We start from the raw sequence: 17235 nt of genomic DNA, 5'->3' as shown, positions 1-17235 counted from the left end.
GGTTAATTAAGTATTCAAGAGTCAGGATTCAGGAGTTAGAAAATCTAAAGCTTGTATTCAGCGACAGTGAATGTATCCAAAATCTAAAATCCAAAATCTAAAATCTAAAATGAAAGATTGGTGGCAGCTAAACTTTCCCAAGGGTAGACAAAGTTTAACTATTACAGATGCTAACGGTTATCCCGTCAAAATTGCCTATGGTGAAGTAGGTACAGGAAAACCATTATTTTTATTTCATGGTGTTGGTAGCTGGAGCTATAATTGGCGCAATAGTATTAAACCGCTATCCAAATATTTTCGGGTTATTTGCTTTGATGCTAAGGGTTATGGATTTTCAGAAAAACCAGTATCACGTCGAGAAACAGAAGGACATCAAGTTATTGAATTTGTGCGAATTATTCAGGCATTATGTAATGAACCTGTCGTAATTTTAGCAGAGTCTTTGGGTGCTTTAACTGCACTTGCGATCGCGCAGGAAAATCCCGATTTAATTGCGAGGTTAGCGGTGATTAATGTGCCTATTTTTGCCCAAAAATTACCTCATTGGGGAATGTCTTTACTTTCACAAGTTCCACTTGAGTTAATCCAAACTATAGATAGTTTACGTCTTCCTTATTTGTTTTCACCTCTAGTTAGAGAAGTGATGGCAATCGAACGTCGTAGTGTATTATATAATCCATCAACCCTAACTAAAGAGGATGTGTATTGGATAACTTATCCCTATCTCGAATTCTCTGGTACTCTCACAAAAGTCGCAGAAGAATTAAAGATTGCTGCACAAGAAATTGAATGTTCGCAAAAAAATAAACCTAATTGGTTAACTAAAATCCAAAGTAATCTCAGTAACATTAATGTTGCCACGTTAATTATGTGGGGGGAACATGATACTTGGTTTCCAGCAAGTGATGGAAATAAATTACACCAACATATTTCTAATTCACGCTTGCAAATAATTAAAGAATGTGGTCATGATGCCTCATCAGATGCATCACTAATTATTAATAAAAATGTTATAAATTTCTTGAAAGATACTCAATTCATTTGATTTGCTTTCCCCGATAGAGAGATATTAACTCTAACTTAAATATTCTAAAATTATGCAACGTCCCACTATCTATATTGCTATTACCAACCACGGATTTGGTCATGCAACTCGCACCGCATCTGTAGCTGCAACAATCCAAAAGCTATTACCTGAAGTTTTGCTTATTCTCACAACAACTGCACCAAGATGGCTCTTAGAATGCTATATCGAAGGTGATTTTATCCACCGTCAACGTGCTTATGATTTAGGTGTAGTACAAGCTGATAGTTTAACGATGGATAAACCAGCAACTCTAGAAAAACTGTTAGAAATTCAAAAAAAACAAAAATCAATCGTCGCTACCGAAGTAGATTTTATTCAACAAAATCGCGTTGATTTAATCTTAGGAGATATTCCCTTTCTGACACCAATTATCGCCAAACAAGCAAATATTCCTTGCTGGATGATTAGTAACTTTTCCTGGGATTTTATTTACCGTGATTGGGGATGTGAATTTATTGCGATCGCAGATTGGATTAGTGAATGTTACGGTATGTATCCAGGAGTAACCCCAGAAGAATACCGCACTTTCCGTCTTCCCTTCCACGAACCAATGCAAGCATTTCCCAATATTACCGATATTGGTTTAACTGGTGGTTCTCCTCGCTATTCAGAAACAGAAATTCGTGCTATTTGGAATATTCATACAGCCAAAGAAAAAACTATCTTACTTACATTTGGTGGATTAGGTTTGCAACAAATCCCCTACCATAACCTCAAACGATTCCCCGACTGGCAATTTATCACTTTTGATGCATCAGCACCAGATTTGCCAAACTTAATCAAAATTGCCGATAAAAAATGTCGTCCAGTCGATTTAATGCCAGCTTGTAGTCGAGTATTATCTAAACCTGGTTTTGGAACCTTTTCGGAAGCAACCAAACTTGATTTACCAATAGTTTCCGTGACTCGCAACGACTTCGCAGAAGCAGCATTCTTAATCGAAGGAATTTCCAACTACAACCAACACCAAATTTTAACACCTCAGGAATTTTTCGAGGGAGATTGGGATTTTATCAATCAACCACTTCAACAACCACGCAAAACAGAACCCATTGCTAAAGATGGCAACGAATTCATAGCCAAAAATGTAATTAACTTTTTTAAAAGTATTAATTAAATTATCAGCCAAAATTACCAACCAAAAAACTTTTTAATGTCTGTCACCATCTGTTGAATCATTTGAGGAAAATTGCTGATTTTTTGGATAAGAGCTTCTGGACTATATCCGAAAAACATGAGAACAATTGCGATTACAAAGATTGCGATCGCAGCACTAATTACTGTATTTAATACATTCAGTAAAGCTTTAAAAATTAGCCATACAACTACTAATTGAGCAATTAAAAATATTAAACTAGCTGACATACAAATGCCTTAACCGACTCTGATTATTAACTCCTTACCTTAATCCTTCCCAAAAAATATTTCAGTGCCGATAAATACTCTTCTCAAAACTAAGCATCTAAAACATATTATATATTCCTCTCTGCGCCTCCGCGACTCTGCGTGAGATAAGTTAATCTAGACTAAACACAATAAATTCATCACAATGACTCACTATCAAAAACTACTCAAGGTTTCTACCAACGGCAAATCACTGTATAATATCACACCAAGGATTGCCGAAATTGTCACCGAATCAGGAGTGAAAATAGGACTTTGCACAGTATTTTTACGACATACATCAGCTAGTTTAATTATCCAAGAAAATGCCGATCCAGATGTTTTACTAGATTTAGCCAACTTCATGGCAAAACTTGTTCCAGAGTCAGCAAAATATATCCATGATGCTGAAGGAAGCGACGATATGCCAGCACATATCCGCACTGTCTTAACTCATACTTCCGAACAGATTCCCATCAATAATGGACACTTGGTTTTAGGAACATGGCAAGGTATTTACGTTTGGGAACATAGACAACAAAACCATGTTCGAGAATTAGTAGTTCATATCTCCAGTTAATCTCAAAATTAAAGAATGAATATTTATTTTGAATATTTAATTAAATCGAAAAAATAAATCACCAGAGTGTAGAAAATCACTGACATTACTGAAACAAATTTAAACAAAATATCTCAATATACTCAGTATTCAAGTACATGGCTGCCAACCACTTTTGTAACTAGCTATCTTCTACTACCCCGGTGTTTTTCAAGCGGATAATTCCGCTAAAAGTACAAAAGTAAAGGGTTTGGTAATACTATCTCTGTTATGTTTCAGATACAGTATCCTGTTACACAGTTTTCTCGAAAATTTGCCGACATATCCCCGATATCTAGAGAATTAATCTTATCTCAGAGCATAATCTGGCTGATATTCTACTAACTCTATTTCATTTCCGTCTGGATCATTTACATATATTCTATGTTTAGTTTCCGGGGATTGCATTATGTAGTAATCAATTCCTTCTTGCTTTAAGTGCTGTTGCATTGCATCACCATCTTTAATTACGATTCCAACATGATTAATGCCAATATTCTCGTAATTTGTGTGAACTTTTTCTGCGTTTGGTGTATGATTTAGGGCTAGATAAAATTGGTTATTACCGAAATGTAGCCATTTTCTACCTTCATAAACTCCTTCAACACGTACGTTCCAATCGGGAAATAGTTTGTGATAAAATTGCTTACTTACATCAATATTTTTGCAGGAAAGATTGATATGTTCAAATCGCAGCATGTCCATATTTTTGTTCCTTATTTAGATTTAGATGAATGAGATAATTGCATCACGCAGAGACGCAGAGAAATTACATAATTAGAATTGAGAGTATCGCACCAATTACAAAATTCTCCATATATGGGGTAACTTTTTTTGTCTCTTAAATAAATTATAGTCGTAATGACTTCGACTTGCGAGGCGTAAAGAGTTATTATTAATGGTATATTTGTATTATTTTTGTTAAAGAAGCTGAATATATACTAAAAACTGATTAGGGCTATTACTTTTAAATAAAGTGAAAACCTTTGAGATGCCTCCTTCGTCAGCATGACCGAATTTCAGTATATTTGAATTCTATTACGATTAACCAAAGTTGCACTAGCTTGATCGACAGGCATTAAAATTACTTCATTAATATTTACATGTGGTGGACGAGTCGCGCAGAAAAAGATGACATCAGCAATATCATCAGGTGTAAGTGGGGTTAAACCTTGATACACTTTATCCGCACGTTGATTATCCCCATGAAAACGCACATTACTAAATTCAGTTTCCACCATTCCCGGATCGACAGAAGTAACTCGAACTTGCGTACCAATTAAATCCAGCTTTAAACCTTCAGAAATCGACTTGACGGCGGCTTTTGTAGCACAATAAACATTACCACCGGGATAGGTTTGATGTCCAGCAATCGAACCAATATTAATAATATGACCTTTGTTACGTTGCACCATTCCCGGTAAAACGTTGCGAGTCACGTAAAGTAAACCCTTGACATTGGTATCAATCATATCCTCCCAATCTTGGAAATCGGCTTCTTGGAGTTTGTCCAAACCGCGACTTAAACCAGCATTATTGACCAAGATATCAATATGCGACCATTCAGGGGGAAGATGGGAAATAGCAGACTCAACAGCAATGCGATCGCGCACATCTAGCTGAATTAAATGTACATCTGAAGCTTGAATATTCAGAGTTTCCACAACCTGCTGCAATTTCCCCATCCGTCGTGCAGCCAAAATTAATTTTGCCCCAGCTTGAGCAAAATATTTCGCACAAGCAGCACCAATACCACTACTAGCACCTGTAATTAATATAATTTGATTCATATATTGAGAATTGGGCATTGGGGATTGGGCATTGGGCATTCGGTATTAAAGAGGATACAAGAAAATGAGAAGACAGTTATGATGAGGGCAAAAATATATTTTATTCCTTCTGCCTTCTGCCTTTCTCCTACTTAACTATTTGGACTCGTTGCGTCACCATTGTTGTACCATCACCACGCATAATCACAGCAGAAACCCACTGACTACCGGGGGTTGCGGGAGCTGTACCAACCTTAAATAATCCACCTGCGGAGAGTAATTCCAGATTAACAGGAGTGGGATTGAGGTATTTTTCGGGTTTTACAGGTTCCTCCAAAGCAGCACCTAAAAGATAATCTTCGCTAAGGGGTTCTTGAACGATCGCATCAAAAGTATACTGTTGTCCCACCTTTACTTGCTGAGGTAACTTGATATCAATTTGGGGTGGTTTTGCTCCGGATGTAATTTGGGTTCGTTCGGATAATATATCCTGTTGGATGATTTGCGAACCAGAAATGCGTTGACGTGAGCGAATTGTCGTGTTGAGTGCTAAATTCTGGCTGTTTGTCGAAGGTAAACCAGATATCTGGGTTACGGTTTCGGCAATGGTGACATTACCTTGAGTTTTCCAGGATTGTAGCTGTGTCGTGTAGCGTAATTTGGGGTAACGCTGCCAAAGCGATGCTAAAGCCTTTTCCATATTTGGGCGTGTCAAGCCGTCACCATGTGTAAAATTTGGACTATAGTATTGCATTACAGTTTTGATATCGCCCTTAGTTGCTGCGGTATCAATTTGCACCAATAAATTGGTGAGGGAGGGAGGAGCATTAGATGGAGTAACGGCTTTAACGGATTGCCAGCCAGTAATTAAACTGAAAGCAATTAGAAAAAAAGTTGACTTTCGGTTGACTGCCACTAGGGAGCGTCTCAGTAATAAATTAATTTGGTTAGACATTGCTGATACGTTGGATATTTAACTACAGAAAACTGTGAATTGTTTTATCTTAATGAAGCTATAGCTCTGGGACAAGTTGGATGGTTGATACGATACGATTATTAATTGCAGCAAGCGGTACAGGAGGACACCTGTTTCCTGCGATCGCACTGGCAGAGAAATTGCCAGGGTATCAAATAGAATGGCTGGGTGTTCCGAATCGCCTGGAAACGCAGCTAGTTCCCAAACAGTATAAGCTGAATACTATATCTGTTGAAGGATTTCAAAAAGGTTTTGGGATTTCGTCGCTCCTCACGCTGGGTAAGCTGGTTGGTTCTGTAATCGCAGTTCGGAAATTACTGAAACAAGGCAATTTCCAGGGTGTTTTTACTACAGGTGGTTATATTGCTGGACCGTCGGTAATTGCAGCGAGATCGCTTGGTTTACCTGTGATTCTCCACGAGTCAAATGCCTTACCTGGTAAAGTTACCCGTTTTTTTGGACCCTGGTGTGATGCGGTGGCTGTTGGTTTTGATGTGGCGGCAAAGTACTTACCTAAATCAAAGGTAATTTATACTAGTACTCCAGTTAGAAGTCAATTTTTAGATGCGGAAATTGTTTCAACTTTAGATTTATCAATTCCCCCAGAAGCACCTTTAATTGTCGTATTTGGCGGCAGTCAGGGTGCGATCGCGGTTAATAAATTAGTGCGGAGTTGTTCCCCTGCATGGTTTGAAGCGGGTGCTTATGTGGTACATATCACTGGGGATAAAGATGAGGAAGCTGGGAGTTTGCAACATCCACAGTATATAAGTTTGCCTTTTTACGAGAATATGGCAGCATTATTACGTAGGGCAGATTTGGCTATTAGTCGTTCTGGAGCGGGCAGTTTGACGGAATTAGCGGTATGCGAAACCCCAGCAATTTTGATACCCTATCCTTTTGCGGCTGAAGACCATCAGACGTATAATGCGAATGTGTTTACTGCTGTGAATGCAGCATTATTATTTAAACAAGCGGAATTGACAGAGGATATTTTGCGAAGCGAGGTTTTGCGGTTGTTAAAATCCCCCGATGAGTTGCGGAAAATGGGGGAAAATGCCAAAACCGTAGCTTTGACGGATAGTGCGGAGAAATTAGCGCAGTTATTGCGGGAAGTGATGGAAAAGTAATTTGAGGCAAGGAAGTGAGGGAACCCAGGAAGTCGGGTTCCTTTCCCCACGAACAATCTCCCACTCAGCATGACTAAATTACGAAGTCTAAATTACGAAGTCGGGTTCCTTTCCCCACGAACAATCCCCCACTCAGCATGACTAAATTAGTAACCCGACTTCTAACCCCACGCGAAAACCCCAGTAAATGCTTACGATTATGGCTGAATGAAAATAGTACCTGAATTGCGATGGACAGGATTACCGTAGTAATGGTGATGGGGATTTAGAATTCTGGGGTTAATAATAGTTGAGTTGCGAATATTCGGATTGAAAAAAATTGGATTTATCAAAGTTGTATCCTTGATATATCGTCTTACACGGGGTTGGATAATTACCCTCCGTTGAGAATAAGAATTATGATAAAAATTATCGTTTCCTTGAATTATTTGTCCGTTGTATGGGTTAACGGGAAATGGTGTAGAAATTGGACTACCGTAGATAAAGTTAGTTACGTAAGGTTGGAAATCACGCTCACTGGTTTGTGTATGTTGGTAGATGACGCTGGGTTCATGGTAATTATCGTAAGTTGTGGTGCGTTGATAGATAATTGTCGAACTTTGGGCAGATGCGGGAGATGTCATTGTCAATGTAGCTGTTAATGTAGCGCTGACTCCCAATGCTAAAAAAATTAAGTTGGAGGTACGCGAACTCAGTTTGCTAGAAAACATACTTTGAAGCATACTGTTATTTTTCAACCCGGTGATTTCGGGATTTTTTGATAGTTTTACTTTATTTATACATGTTATTTTCCCGCAGAAAAACAGTACAGAACAAGTTATAGAAAATACAAAGATTGGATATTAGTCTAAAAAATGATTTCATCCTTTTGAGTCCTACGCAAGCTAAAATACAATGGTGATTCTAAACTTGCCACAAAATGTCAGTTAAAGGTGGTTGCGAAAATGACGATTTCAATCCCCAAAGTTACTTTGGAAGAGTTTTGTAAACTTTCGTATATCGATGAATCACCAGCTTGGGAATACATCAATGGAGAGGTGATTCAGAAACACATGGGAGGAGGTAAACATAGTCTTTTACAAAAGTGTGCAGTGGCAACCATTGATGCAGTAGGTAGTAACTATGAAGCTTTTCCAGAATTACGTTGTTCATTTGATAATCGCTCTGTAGTTCCTGATGTAGCAATTGTAGCCAGGGAGAAAGTACCTGTTGATGAAAATGGTGATATTATTAGCACTGGTATTAATTTTGCACCTGCTTGGGTAATTGAAATTCTCTCTCCAGACCAAAGTCAAACTAAAGTGACTGGTAATATTTTACATTGTCTTAAAAATGGTAGTGAGTTAGGATGGTTAATTGACCCAAGTGAACGTTCTATTATAGTTTATCAACCCAATTCTCTGCCTATTATATTAACAGCAGATGGTACTTTACCTGTATTAGCAGGAATGAATCTAACGCTTTGTGTTGGTGAAGTTTTTTCTTGGTTAAAACGAAGATAGAATTTTTGGATAATTTGGAGTGAAAATCGCGCAAAGACGCAAAGGAATCAAATGCAAAGAAGTAAAATATTTTATTGTCGTTGTGTGACTGGAACTAATATCACGTTTTTTTAAATTCTCAATTTTCTACTTCAAATAAATCAATAAATTCAAACCAGGAATTGTGCGGGAAAGTGTCCATAAAAGCAAAGTGATATAAAGTACTCCCAAACTCCATTGATACCATGCCAAACTGGAAATAATGCCAGGAAGATATTCATCCCGCAATCGAATATCATTGAAACCTAAACGTAATAAATTATTCAAACTAAAATCAAAATAATTTAACCAATTCCAACGTCTATCCCATAATATTGGCATATATCTTTCACGAAAAGACGGATTTCTGGGAATCACAGGTAAACGTCCAATAAGTAAACGCAATTGTCGTAATGTTCCATCTTCAGTGAAATAGGAAATATCCATTTGATTGTGAAAACGTCCAATTTTATAAAGTCGAATAATTAAAGTTATCGGAATTGGCAAAATGATTAATAGCAAACATCCCAAAGTTAGCCAAGGTTGTTCGGCATTCCGAAAAATTGCTAATAATCCAATAATATTAAAAATGCAGAAACTTCCTAAAATCCAATAAGTTTCATAAGAATTAGGGAGAATTGGCACTGGATGGAGACGACGAAACCTATCTATCAACCAATAGATGATACCAAAAAATGCGATCGCAATTATTCCCACTCCAAATACTAACCATACCTGCGTACCATATCCCGATAGCAGCAACAACAAGGATAAAGCAAACCAACTCCAAGCAGTTAATAACCAGCTACCTAATAATAAAGGTTCACTGATTATGATGCGGCTTCGTTTCTCACTTACTCGTGTTGGGTTATCCTGGGGGAATATCTCCGATAAACGCTCATCACTAACTTGAAGATACGTATCAAAATCAATACCAGGCAGTGCAAGTAATTCACTGCGATCGCGAAATGGTTCTTCTTGACGATGCTCAATAATCGCTTCTATCTGTGCAGCAGAAAAACCCAAATCAATTAATTTTTCTGCCGAAACCGTATTAATATTAGTACCAAATAATTTTCGAGCAAATTCAATCAAACGTAATTGCTGCTTAGTATATTCTAGTTGGTTAACATCAGAAATTTGCTGTAGCGCTCGAAAATTCTGTACCAAGTTTCGTAAAACATTCTGATTCCCCTGTAACCCAGAAACAGAAAGCATTTTGCCAATTTCACCGGGATTTCCCAAAATCTTCGCTTGATTCGAGTTAAACCCCAAACCCGACACATTTAAATAAGCAGACTTGGTAAAATTAGTATCGCTAAAATCAGCCAAATTTAAAATGCTCGCACTTCGCAAATTCACAGGTAATTTGAAATTTGCTTCCCTAAAAGTAACAGCTTGTTCAAACGTCGCTTCTGTCAACAATAAAAACTGATTAAAATTACTTCTAGTAAATTGCGTTTGTCCAGCAAAACGTACTTGGGAGAAATCCACATTCTTCCACCATGTAGAACGACTAAATTTAGCTAACTGTTTAAAATTTGCTTGAGTAAAATTAGCATTTTCTTGAAAACTACTATCTTGAAAATAAGCACCTTCTTGAAATTGAGTTTGTTTAAAATCAGTTCTATCAAAAAAAATACTATTGAATAACTGAACTTCCCTGCGAAAAGAAACATTAGTAAAATTAGCTGCACGACCAAACCTTGTCTCAGTAAAGTTTACAGATTGATTAAAAATAGCACCCTGTGCATCAATAGGTTGGAGAAAAAAAGTATTTGCAAATTGAACAGCACCATTAAATCGCGTTTGTTGCATTGTTAATGTTCCGCGAAAAACGCTAATATCGCTAGATAAATTTGCCTGACTCCTTAATAGCGATCGGCAATCCTTAGAACTTGGTAAAGACATTCCTAATAATTCTAAACAAACACCGCGTAATTGTTCAATTTGTTCCTGTTCTATTGGGGAAAAAGTTGGTGAAATTGCTTGTGGATATATGGTAGTTCGTATACCCAAATCACTACCAATAAAATCACCTTGAATCAGTGAATTACTCAAATCCAAACCCAAAGACTTCGCACCAGCCTTTTGTAACTCCTTCCGTAAAACCTGATAAAATTCATCACGAAAGCTTGAATTTTCTGGTCGTAAATCTATCGTCATTTGTCGTAAATCTAGAGTCAAATTACCCTCACGTAAAATTGGATTATGCAGTCGTTCTTGCAATAATTCCAATGTTAGGGGTATCCGTTCCATCTGCGATTGTGCTTGTGCGGTAAGAGGGAAGAAGAGGAGAAATAGAGAAATTAGTGAAACGCAGAGGTACGCAGAGGTAAAACGCAGAGGTACGCGAAGTAGTTTCTCTGCGAGACTTTGCGCTTTTCTCAGCGAAACTCTGCGTTTAAACAATGATTCGTCCAACTTGATTGTGTTTTAATTAATTATCAATTAGTAGAACAATTTTACCTGTCATTGACCCACTTTCAAGTAATTGATGAGCTTTTGCTGCATCTGATAACGGAAACTCATGACTAACGTGAATTTTTAACTCTCCTCTATCCATCCAACTCGCACATTGTTCGAGAATTTCCCCATGATATTGTTGCACTTCTACCATTCCTTGCAACATCGGTGTCAACATTAATTCTAAGCTAATACGGAGATTACGGTTACGTGCAACCTTCCAAATAGTGTTTGCATCGGGTTCCAAAATCGTCACAATATCCCCATATACCCGTACTGCTGGAAAAGATTGAGAAAATATTTCCCCACCAATAGTATCAAATAGTAAACCCACACCTTCCCCATTCGTCCAATTTAAAGCAGCTTGGACAAAATCGGTTTGCTGGGAATTGATGACTTGATCTGCTCCCAATTGTCGAACAAAGCTAATTTTATCCGAGGAACGCACAGTTGTAGCAACCATCGCACCTTTGAGCTTTGCCAATTGTATCGCCACATGACCCACACCACCAGCACCAGCATGAATTAATACCTTTTCCCCAGGTTCAAGTCTGCCGCGATCGTATAATGCTTCCCAAGCTGTGATTAATACCAAAGGAGCAGCAGCAGCTTCCGCAAAGGAGACAGAAGTCGGTTTCTTTGCCGCAAATTTCTCATCAATGGTAGTGTATTCGGCGTAATTCCCTTGGTGTCCACCCAATCCACCATTACAGAAGTATACCTCATCACCAACGCGGAATTTCGTCACTTCTGCACCGATAGCTTCGACAATTCCCGCTCCATCGCAACCAATAATTGCAGGCATTTTATCGGGGTAAAAAGTACCACGTTGCCGGAGTTTTGTGTCAATAGGGTTGATTCCTGCGGCTTTTAGTTGAACTAAGATTTCTGTTGGTTGGGGAGAAGGTTTTGGTACTTCCTGTAGTTGCAATACCTCTGGGTTTCCTGCTGCTGTCATTAATACTGCTTTCATGACTTTCTCCTGCGATGCACTTCTTTAAGGTTAATTTATCGTAAATGGGAAGAGCAATAATTATCCATTTGGTCGTCTTCTGTAATGCGCTTTCACATAGGTTCCATCTTTCCGATAATACGAATTGACATACACATAATCATTTTGATTATAAATTCTTAGATATTCTTCTACCGAAATTTTCTTTTTGGTTGCAATCTGATTATTATTGGGTTGTGACTGTTGTGAGCGTTTCGCTTGAGCAATTTCTGTCTTCAACCTAGCTATTTCATTATTTTGTTGTTGGTAGTTTTGATATAGCGTTTGATACCTTTGTTCCCATTCATCTTTTTTAGCCTTTAATCGAGACTTTTCATTTTTTAATTCTTCAAGTTCAGATATTTTGCTTTGAAGACTATTGGATAATTCCCTAATTCTGCTATATTTTTCTGATTTTTGCTGGTTAAACTGAGATATTTGGTCTTGTAGATTATTGATTATATTTTCTTTTTCTCGATTAAAATTTGTTGAATTTTGAGTACTTATTGTTAAGTCAGATATTGTATTTTGTAAGTCATTTATATGAGATTGTTTATCTTGAACTGTTTTTGTAAGGTTTTGAATATTTTCTTGTAAAACAACTATATCGGCATCACGGTTAGATATTTCTCTATGCAAATTAGAAATATTTTTTGAAAGATTAGAAATTTCTTTTATACGATTATCTAGATTATTTTTATTAGTTTGCCTCTCTCTAAGTAAATTATTAAACTCTTCAGATAAACGATTTAGGCGGGAATTTAACTCGTTAATAATTGATTGATAATTGCTATCAGTAGTAGAAGTGTTAGTCACGAGGACTAACTTTGTTGATATAACTCTTATTAACTCATCAACCCTATAAGCAAGACGAAGACGATAAGGGCTAATTTGATTACTATTTTGTGCTATCTCGGTAGCTAATTTATCGATAACTTCCGAAAGAATAATTTCTGAGGGTTGTCTACTTTTAGTAAAAAGAACTAAAGCTGTAACAACTCATGAATTGACAACACAGATATGGATGAACTCAAAAAACCTTGCTTATCGCGTGTCAAAATAGCCTCTAAGCCTTCAGCAACGGCGCAAAAAATCTGAACAGCATCTTCAAAATCTGTCAAACCAGATGCGATCGCCGATTCCAAAACTGCTCGATTAACAGGACAAATTGCCATAACAGTCAGTGTCTCTGAAACTGCTTGCCTTGCTTGCTCAAGGCTACGGGTATATTTTCGAGCAATGTAAAAAATGTCCGTTAGCGTTGTTGCCGTTACGTAACCAACAACTTGACCAGAATCCATCGCTTGGAACAGCAGTTCTGCGTCTTGGAAAAATGGCTCTCGCTGCAATAGAAAATCTAGGACAATATTAGTATCAATTAAAACTCTCACTACAGATACTTCTCCGCTCGTCCCTCTTCTAACATTGCAGCCACTTCTTCATCCGTCGGTGCTAACTGATCTGTTTTTAACAAGCCGCGCATTCGACGGATTGCTTTAGAGCGATTAGGTTGGGGGATTAGATCATTTTGCAAAGACTCAATAATGGCACTTACCAGCGCTAGGCGATCGCTTGGTGGTAACTTGAAAACTTGCTCCTGCAATTCTTGTAGCAACATAAAGGTTTTTCTTATATTTTACAATTTTGCTAATTGGTTGGTAGAAAAAATCAAAAATGATTTAGTTTAGGTAATTTGGGATTTTCTCATCATAGAAAAATCGGGTTTCTTTCGGTTTCTGAGGTGGTGTGATTGAAATGCGATCGCGAAGCGACTCCTGTGGAGTTATCGCACCCCAAACACTACAATCAACCCAAAATTCAAAAACCTGCTAGCGTCTCAAACACCAACAGGTCAAAGCTTTTTTCAATGAAACGGTTTTTAAAAACCAAAATCGGAACGTTGGGATTTGAACCCAAGACCTCCACTACCCCAAAGTGGCGCGCTACCAAGCTGCGCTACGCCCCGTAAAAGCGACTTTAGATTATCTACATGAAAAATCTAAGCTTCGCAACTATCAACCCAAACATAATAGCATAATTTGCTAGAAAAATAATCTTACCAGAAAATTAAAACACTTTCAGCATACTCGCAGCTTGAAGCAAACCACCAACCGCAGCAGCAGCAAATTCACCCTCTACAGAGCGTCCTGAATTGAGAATAAAGCGTAAACTATAGTCATGGGGATAACCTTCAACTTCCAGCCAAACCAAATCACTCTCAGCTTCACAAGCAATTTTTTCCTCATCCATCAATTCAGATGCTAATTGCTGCATTGTATTTGACAATTGTAGAGATAAACGACAAAAATCATCTAATTCAGCTTCAGTTAATTCCACAGCCCAATTTTCAGTACCCAGCAAACCTTTAAATACAGGAACAGAAGGATTCCAACCAATTCTCCAACCAACTCCAGTTTTAATGACACGATTCATTTTAGTATTGGGTATTGGGGAAATTTACGATTTGGGACTAAATACATTAACCAAAGTTTGAACTAATTCATTACGTTGACTACGAGAAAGTTTTGCGATCGCAGCTTTATCTCCATCCAAAGGATTTTTTTTCAACAATTCGTGTCCTGGATAATTAGTATCATATATAACTTCGTTTGCATCTAAGTAATCAGCTAATGTGATTTTCCAATCCAAGCGATAATTTGGCGCACGTCCTTTAATATAAACATGATATTGAATTATCCGTCCGACTAAAGTGTTATTTTCAGCAACTTTTCCACCTTCCCGACTTGTGTAATTATTTTCTTTGGGAAAATCAGGTAATTGCTGATAAACTTGTCTCCAAACATCACCAACTGTAATTCGCTGTGCCATGACAGGTTGAGTCGCAAACCAGCCTGAGCCTAGAGTAGTATTAATATTACTTGGTTCAGCACTAAAAAATACGGCAGTCATAACTATTATTAATAGTGCTAAATATAAAATTCTGCGTGTTGATTTTAGCCTGAAAAATCTTGATTGATTAATTAAGTAAAAAGGAATATTGGGAATATTTAGAAACTTTTTATTTGCCATTATTTTAGTAGCTTTTCTATATAGTGTTACATTCTCTAAAAATAATTTTAAATTTCTACCTAAATCAAGATCGAAAAACTACAAACAAGAAATTTCCACTAAAAATATATTCCACCAAAAATATAATATTACGAATAGACAACGTAGGGGCGAAGGGTTCTTTGCCCCTAATTGCCCCTAGATTTTAGTGTAAAACTAGAGTTCACCAATAATTTCAGGTTGAGTCAACTCATCCGACATCTCGATAATTGCCCGCAACACAGGTTTCATCAGCACATCATCCGTATTGTCAAAATCTTCGTAACGACGACGCTTTGCACGATTTGCCACCTGAACCGTAATACGATAGCGATTTGAGGCTGCATAAATCAAATCTTCTGCACGATGCATAATTTGAGATTGTGTTGTCTCGAATTTAGAGCGCTTGAGCATAATCACTTGTTCTTGAGGTCAATTCTTAGTGTAACAGTGGCGAGTGGGGAATAGGGACAAGCGGGAAATTTAATAATTTTCCAATAGCCATTAACCACTTCTATTGATTGAGGTAAGCTTTGCTATAGAAATTTTATAAGTAATCTGCAATACTCTCAAAATTCATCCATACAACTTCATGGCTAATTTAGTGGAAACATCGGTTGAACTCAGAAAATATGACCTCAATTATTTATTCCCAACTGCCAAAATACAACCACTACGAGGAGGAACATTTAAGCTAAGATTCTGAATTTCTCCCTCTTCATTCCATTCAACTTCAGCATCCCCATAAAGTAATTTTCCCGGTTGAAAATCCAATTCAGCCACACCAAAAGTTGCTTTTGCCGATGCAGTACCTGCGTTAACTGCAATCAACAACTTTTCATTCTCAAACTCATTTTCTGACTGATTGTTTAATATCCGGGCAAAGATATATAATTCACCTTGGGCGTACAATGTTTTGTATTCACCGATTCGCAAACATGGATATTGGTGACGCAGGGCAATTAACTTTTTATGTGTATCAAGTATTTCTCTATCCCAAGCTGATTCTAGTGGAAATACCCGTCGTGAATCCGGATCAATTCCTCCAAACAATCCCACTTCATCGCCATAATAGACACTCGGCGCACCTGGGAATGTCATCATTAGTAATGTAGCTAATTTAACACTATCCTTATCTCCACCTGCTATTGTCATCAATCTTGCAGTGTCGTGACTAGCAAGTAAATTTAATTGAGTTAGCTGAATTTCCCAAGGATAAAGTGCGAGTAAATCTTGAATTTTGGCAGCATATTCGGCAGCAAACAATGGTGGATATGGCTGATAATCGCGGGATTGAACCTGTTCTAAAACAACCCTATCACCTGCGGCAAATGCGATCGCAGCACCAGCAAAAATATAATTCATCACACCATCAAATTGGGTTCCATCCAACCACTCTCTAGAATCACCCCATACTTCCCCCACAATATAGGCTTCAGGGTTAATTGCTTTGACGCGATCGCGAAATTCCTGCCAAAAACCTGGTGTCTTAATTTCAAATGGTACATCCAATCGCCAGCCATCAATACCAAATTCAATCCAATATTCGGCAATTTCCATAATATATTCCCGCACATCGGGGTTATCATGGTTAAATTCTGGCAAAGCACGATTTTCACCCCAACTTCCATAATTAGCTGGTGCATCTCCAGTATAAGGTGCCAGGGGCCAGCCTTCTATCTTGAACCAATTTACCCAAGGGGAATAAGGACCATTTTCTAATACATCGTGAAAAAAGAAAAAACCACGACTTGAATGATTAAAAACCCCATCCAAAACAACTTTAATATTACGAGAATGTGCCGCATCCAATAATTCTTTAAATGCTGCATTACCTCCCAACATTGGATCTACTTGGTAATAATCATGAGTATGATAGCGGTGATTGCTAGCTGATTGAAAAATTGGAGTAAAGTAAATTGCATTAATCCCTAAAGATTCAATATAATCCAACTGTTCCATAATTCCCCACAAATCTCCTCCTTTATATCCTTGTAAAGTTGGCATTGCTTCCCAGTCTTCCCAACTTGCACTCTGGAATAATCTTTTGCGGGGTTGTTTGCTCTTCGCATCATATATTTGTTTGCTCTTCGCGTCAGATATTTGTTTGCTCTTGGCAAAACGATCGGGAAAAATTTGATAAAAAACAGCGTGCTTTACCCAATCAGGCGTTTGAACTTGCATGTGTTACCAATCATAGCTTCATCGCCATAATTACAGATTAATCATACTTTGCGATCGCACTGAGGGTAGAACTTTTAGCACTT

19 protein-coding genes and 1 tRNA gene are annotated in these 17235 nt (G+C 37.7%); 5 read left to right on the top strand and 15 right to left on the bottom strand.

Annotated features, from left to right (window positions below):
* The first annotated feature begins 109 nt into the window (after window positions 1–109).
* A complete protein-coding gene (locus tag CK510_RS01100) occupies window positions 110–1045 on the top strand; it encodes an alpha/beta fold hydrolase (RefSeq protein WP_095719924.1) in 936 nt (311 codons plus the stop codon).
* 52 nt (window positions 1046–1097) lie between these two features.
* Window positions 1098–2204 carry a glycosyltransferase family protein gene (locus tag CK510_RS01095; RefSeq protein ID WP_095719919.1) on the top strand — a complete coding sequence of 369 codons (1107 nt, stop codon included), beginning with the start codon at window positions 1098–1100 and terminating at the stop codon, window positions 2202–2204.
* Between the two features lie 14 nt (window positions 2205–2218).
* Here the strand turns inward: CK510_RS01095 and CK510_RS01090 are convergent, their stop codons facing one another.
* The gene (locus CK510_RS01090; protein ID WP_095719918.1) at window positions 2219–2452 is read right to left on the bottom strand and encodes a hypothetical protein; all 234 of its coding nucleotides are present in this window, start codon (window positions 2450–2452) and stop codon (window positions 2219–2221) included.
* 184 nt (window positions 2453–2636) lie between these two features.
* On the opposite strand from CK510_RS01090, the gene CK510_RS01085 reads away from it, so the two are divergent.
* Complete coding sequence (locus tag CK510_RS01085; RefSeq protein WP_095719917.1) at window positions 2637–3050, top strand: secondary thiamine-phosphate synthase enzyme YjbQ; 414 nt, start codon at window positions 2637–2639, stop codon at window positions 3048–3050.
* A 327-nt stretch (window positions 3051–3377) separates the two neighbouring features.
* Here CK510_RS01085 and CK510_RS01080 read toward each other — a convergent pair whose 3' ends face one another.
* From CK510_RS01080 to CK510_RS01070, 3 genes are all read right to left on the bottom strand, one after another.
* Window positions 3378–3773: a VOC family protein gene (locus CK510_RS01080; protein ID WP_095719916.1), complete on the bottom strand. Its 396-nt coding sequence runs from the start codon at window positions 3771–3773 to the stop codon at window positions 3378–3380.
* A 314-nt stretch (window positions 3774–4087) separates the two neighbouring features.
* Entirely contained in the window at window positions 4088–4858 is a 771-nt protein-coding gene (locus CK510_RS01075; RefSeq protein ID WP_095719923.1) for an SDR family oxidoreductase, read from the bottom strand.
* Window positions 4859–4985: 127 nt separating this feature from the next.
* Entirely contained in the window at window positions 4986–5792 is an 807-nt protein-coding gene (locus CK510_RS01070) for a DUF8623 domain-containing protein (RefSeq protein ID WP_095719915.1), read from the bottom strand.
* A gap of 80 nt (window positions 5793–5872) precedes the next feature.
* On the opposite strand from CK510_RS01070, the gene murG reads away from it, so the two are divergent.
* Entirely contained in the window at window positions 5873–6943 is a 1071-nt protein-coding gene (murG, locus tag CK510_RS01065) for an undecaprenyldiphospho-muramoylpentapeptide beta-N-acetylglucosaminyltransferase (protein WP_095719914.1), read from the top strand.
* 197 nt (window positions 6944–7140) lie between these two features.
* Here murG and CK510_RS01060 read toward each other — a convergent pair whose 3' ends face one another.
* Window positions 7141–7665 (bottom strand): hypothetical protein, encoded by a 525-nt coding sequence (locus CK510_RS01060; protein ID WP_095719913.1) that lies wholly within the window; start codon window positions 7663–7665, stop codon window positions 7141–7143.
* A 222-nt stretch (window positions 7666–7887) separates the two neighbouring features.
* Here CK510_RS01060 and CK510_RS01055 point away from each other — a divergent pair, with 222 nt between their 5' ends.
* Window positions 7888–8445, top strand: coding sequence for a Uma2 family endonuclease (locus CK510_RS01055; protein ID WP_095719912.1), 558 nt, complete (start codon window positions 7888–7890; stop codon window positions 8443–8445).
* Window positions 8446–8571: 126 nt separating this feature from the next.
* Here CK510_RS01055 and CK510_RS01050 read toward each other — a convergent pair whose 3' ends face one another.
* The 10 genes from CK510_RS01050 to CK510_RS01005 form a co-directional block, all read right to left on the bottom strand.
* A complete protein-coding gene (locus CK510_RS01050) occupies window positions 8572–10887 on the bottom strand; it encodes a pentapeptide repeat-containing protein (protein ID WP_373695775.1) in 2316 nt (771 codons plus the stop codon).
* A gap of 16 nt (window positions 10888–10903) precedes the next feature.
* The gene (locus CK510_RS01045) at window positions 10904–11902 is read right to left on the bottom strand and encodes a zinc-dependent alcohol dehydrogenase family protein (RefSeq protein WP_095719910.1); all 999 of its coding nucleotides are present in this window, start codon (window positions 11900–11902) and stop codon (window positions 10904–10906) included.
* Between the two features lie 60 nt (window positions 11903–11962).
* The gene (locus tag CK510_RS01040; RefSeq protein WP_095719909.1) at window positions 11963–12736 is read right to left on the bottom strand and encodes a coiled-coil domain-containing protein; all 774 of its coding nucleotides are present in this window, start codon (window positions 12734–12736) and stop codon (window positions 11963–11965) included.
* Between the two features lie 167 nt (window positions 12737–12903).
* Window positions 12904–13311, bottom strand: a complete 408-nt coding sequence (locus CK510_RS01035; protein ID WP_095719908.1) for a PIN domain-containing protein — start codon at window positions 13309–13311, stop codon at window positions 12904–12906.
* The gene (locus CK510_RS01030; RefSeq protein WP_095719907.1) at window positions 13311–13538 is read right to left on the bottom strand and encodes a hypothetical protein; all 228 of its coding nucleotides are present in this window, start codon (window positions 13536–13538) and stop codon (window positions 13311–13313) included. Before CK510_RS01030 ends, CK510_RS01035 begins: the two co-directional genes overlap by 1 nt.
* A gap of 274 nt (window positions 13539–13812) precedes the next feature.
* Window positions 13813–13886 (bottom strand) — tRNA-Pro (locus CK510_RS01025).
* 101 nt (window positions 13887–13987) lie between these two features.
* Complete coding sequence (locus CK510_RS01020; RefSeq protein ID WP_095719906.1) at window positions 13988–14353, bottom strand: DUF1818 family protein; 366 nt, start codon at window positions 14351–14353, stop codon at window positions 13988–13990.
* A gap of 24 nt (window positions 14354–14377) precedes the next feature.
* Window positions 14378–14830, bottom strand: coding sequence for a hypothetical protein (locus tag CK510_RS01015; RefSeq protein WP_095719922.1), 453 nt, complete (start codon window positions 14828–14830; stop codon window positions 14378–14380).
* A gap of 315 nt (window positions 14831–15145) precedes the next feature.
* Complete coding sequence (locus tag CK510_RS01010; RefSeq protein ID WP_095719905.1) at window positions 15146–15382, bottom strand: DNA-directed RNA polymerase subunit omega; 237 nt, start codon at window positions 15380–15382, stop codon at window positions 15146–15148.
* A 228-nt stretch (window positions 15383–15610) separates the two neighbouring features.
* Complete coding sequence (locus CK510_RS01005; RefSeq protein WP_095719904.1) at window positions 15611–17152, bottom strand: glycoside hydrolase family 13 protein; 1542 nt, start codon at window positions 17150–17152, stop codon at window positions 15611–15613.
* Window positions 17153–17235: the final 83 nt, after the last annotated feature.

It is taken from the genome of Brunnivagina elsteri CCALA 953 (assembly GCF_002289455.1).
In the GTDB taxonomy this organism is placed as follows: domain Bacteria; phylum Cyanobacteriota; class Cyanobacteriia; order Cyanobacteriales; family Nostocaceae; genus Brunnivagina; species Brunnivagina elsteri.
The sequence above is the reverse complement of the archived record's forward strand: the minus strand, read 5'-3'. Positions and strand labels throughout refer to the sequence as shown.

Coding starts and splice junctions, on each gene's coding strand:
- CK510_RS01015 (WP_095719922.1), bottom strand. CDS start 14,830: ATGACTGCCGTATTTTTTAGTGCTGAACCAAGTAATATTAATACTACT.
- CK510_RS01005 (WP_095719904.1), bottom strand. CDS start 17,152: ATGCAAGTTCAAACGCCTGATTGGGTAAAGCACGCTGTTTTTTATCAA.
- murG (WP_095719914.1), top strand. CDS start 5,873: ATGGTTGATACGATACGATTATTAATTGCAGCAAGCGGTACAGGAGGA.
- CK510_RS01030 (WP_095719907.1), bottom strand. CDS start 13,538: ATGTTGCTACAAGAATTGCAGGAGCAAGTTTTCAAGTTACCACCAAGC.
- CK510_RS01055 (WP_095719912.1), top strand. CDS start 7,888: ATGACGATTTCAATCCCCAAAGTTACTTTGGAAGAGTTTTGTAAACTT.
- CK510_RS01020 (WP_095719906.1), bottom strand. CDS start 14,353: ATGAATCGTGTCATTAAAACTGGAGTTGGTTGGAGAATTGGTTGGAAT.
- CK510_RS01045 (WP_095719910.1), bottom strand. CDS start 11,902: ATGAAAGCAGTATTAATGACAGCAGCAGGAAACCCAGAGGTATTGCAA.
- CK510_RS01070 (WP_095719915.1), bottom strand. CDS start 5,792: ATGTCTAACCAAATTAATTTATTACTGAGACGCTCCCTAGTGGCAGTC.
- CK510_RS01090 (WP_095719918.1), bottom strand. CDS start 2,452: ATGTCAGCTAGTTTAATATTTTTAATTGCTCAATTAGTAGTTGTATGG.
- CK510_RS01075 (WP_095719923.1), bottom strand. CDS start 4,858: ATGAATCAAATTATATTAATTACAGGTGCTAGTAGTGGTATTGGTGCT.
- CK510_RS01100 (WP_095719924.1), top strand. CDS start 110: ATGAAAGATTGGTGGCAGCTAAACTTTCCCAAGGGTAGACAAAGTTTA.
- CK510_RS01010 (WP_095719905.1), bottom strand. CDS start 15,382: ATGCTCAAGCGCTCTAAATTCGAGACAACACAATCTCAAATTATGCAT.
- CK510_RS01085 (WP_095719917.1), top strand. CDS start 2,637: ATGACTCACTATCAAAAACTACTCAAGGTTTCTACCAACGGCAAATCA.
- CK510_RS01060 (WP_095719913.1), bottom strand. CDS start 7,665: ATGCTTCAAAGTATGTTTTCTAGCAAACTGAGTTCGCGTACCTCCAAC.
- CK510_RS01095 (WP_095719919.1), top strand. CDS start 1,098: ATGCAACGTCCCACTATCTATATTGCTATTACCAACCACGGATTTGGT.
- CK510_RS01080 (WP_095719916.1), bottom strand. CDS start 3,773: ATGGACATGCTGCGATTTGAACATATCAATCTTTCCTGCAAAAATATT.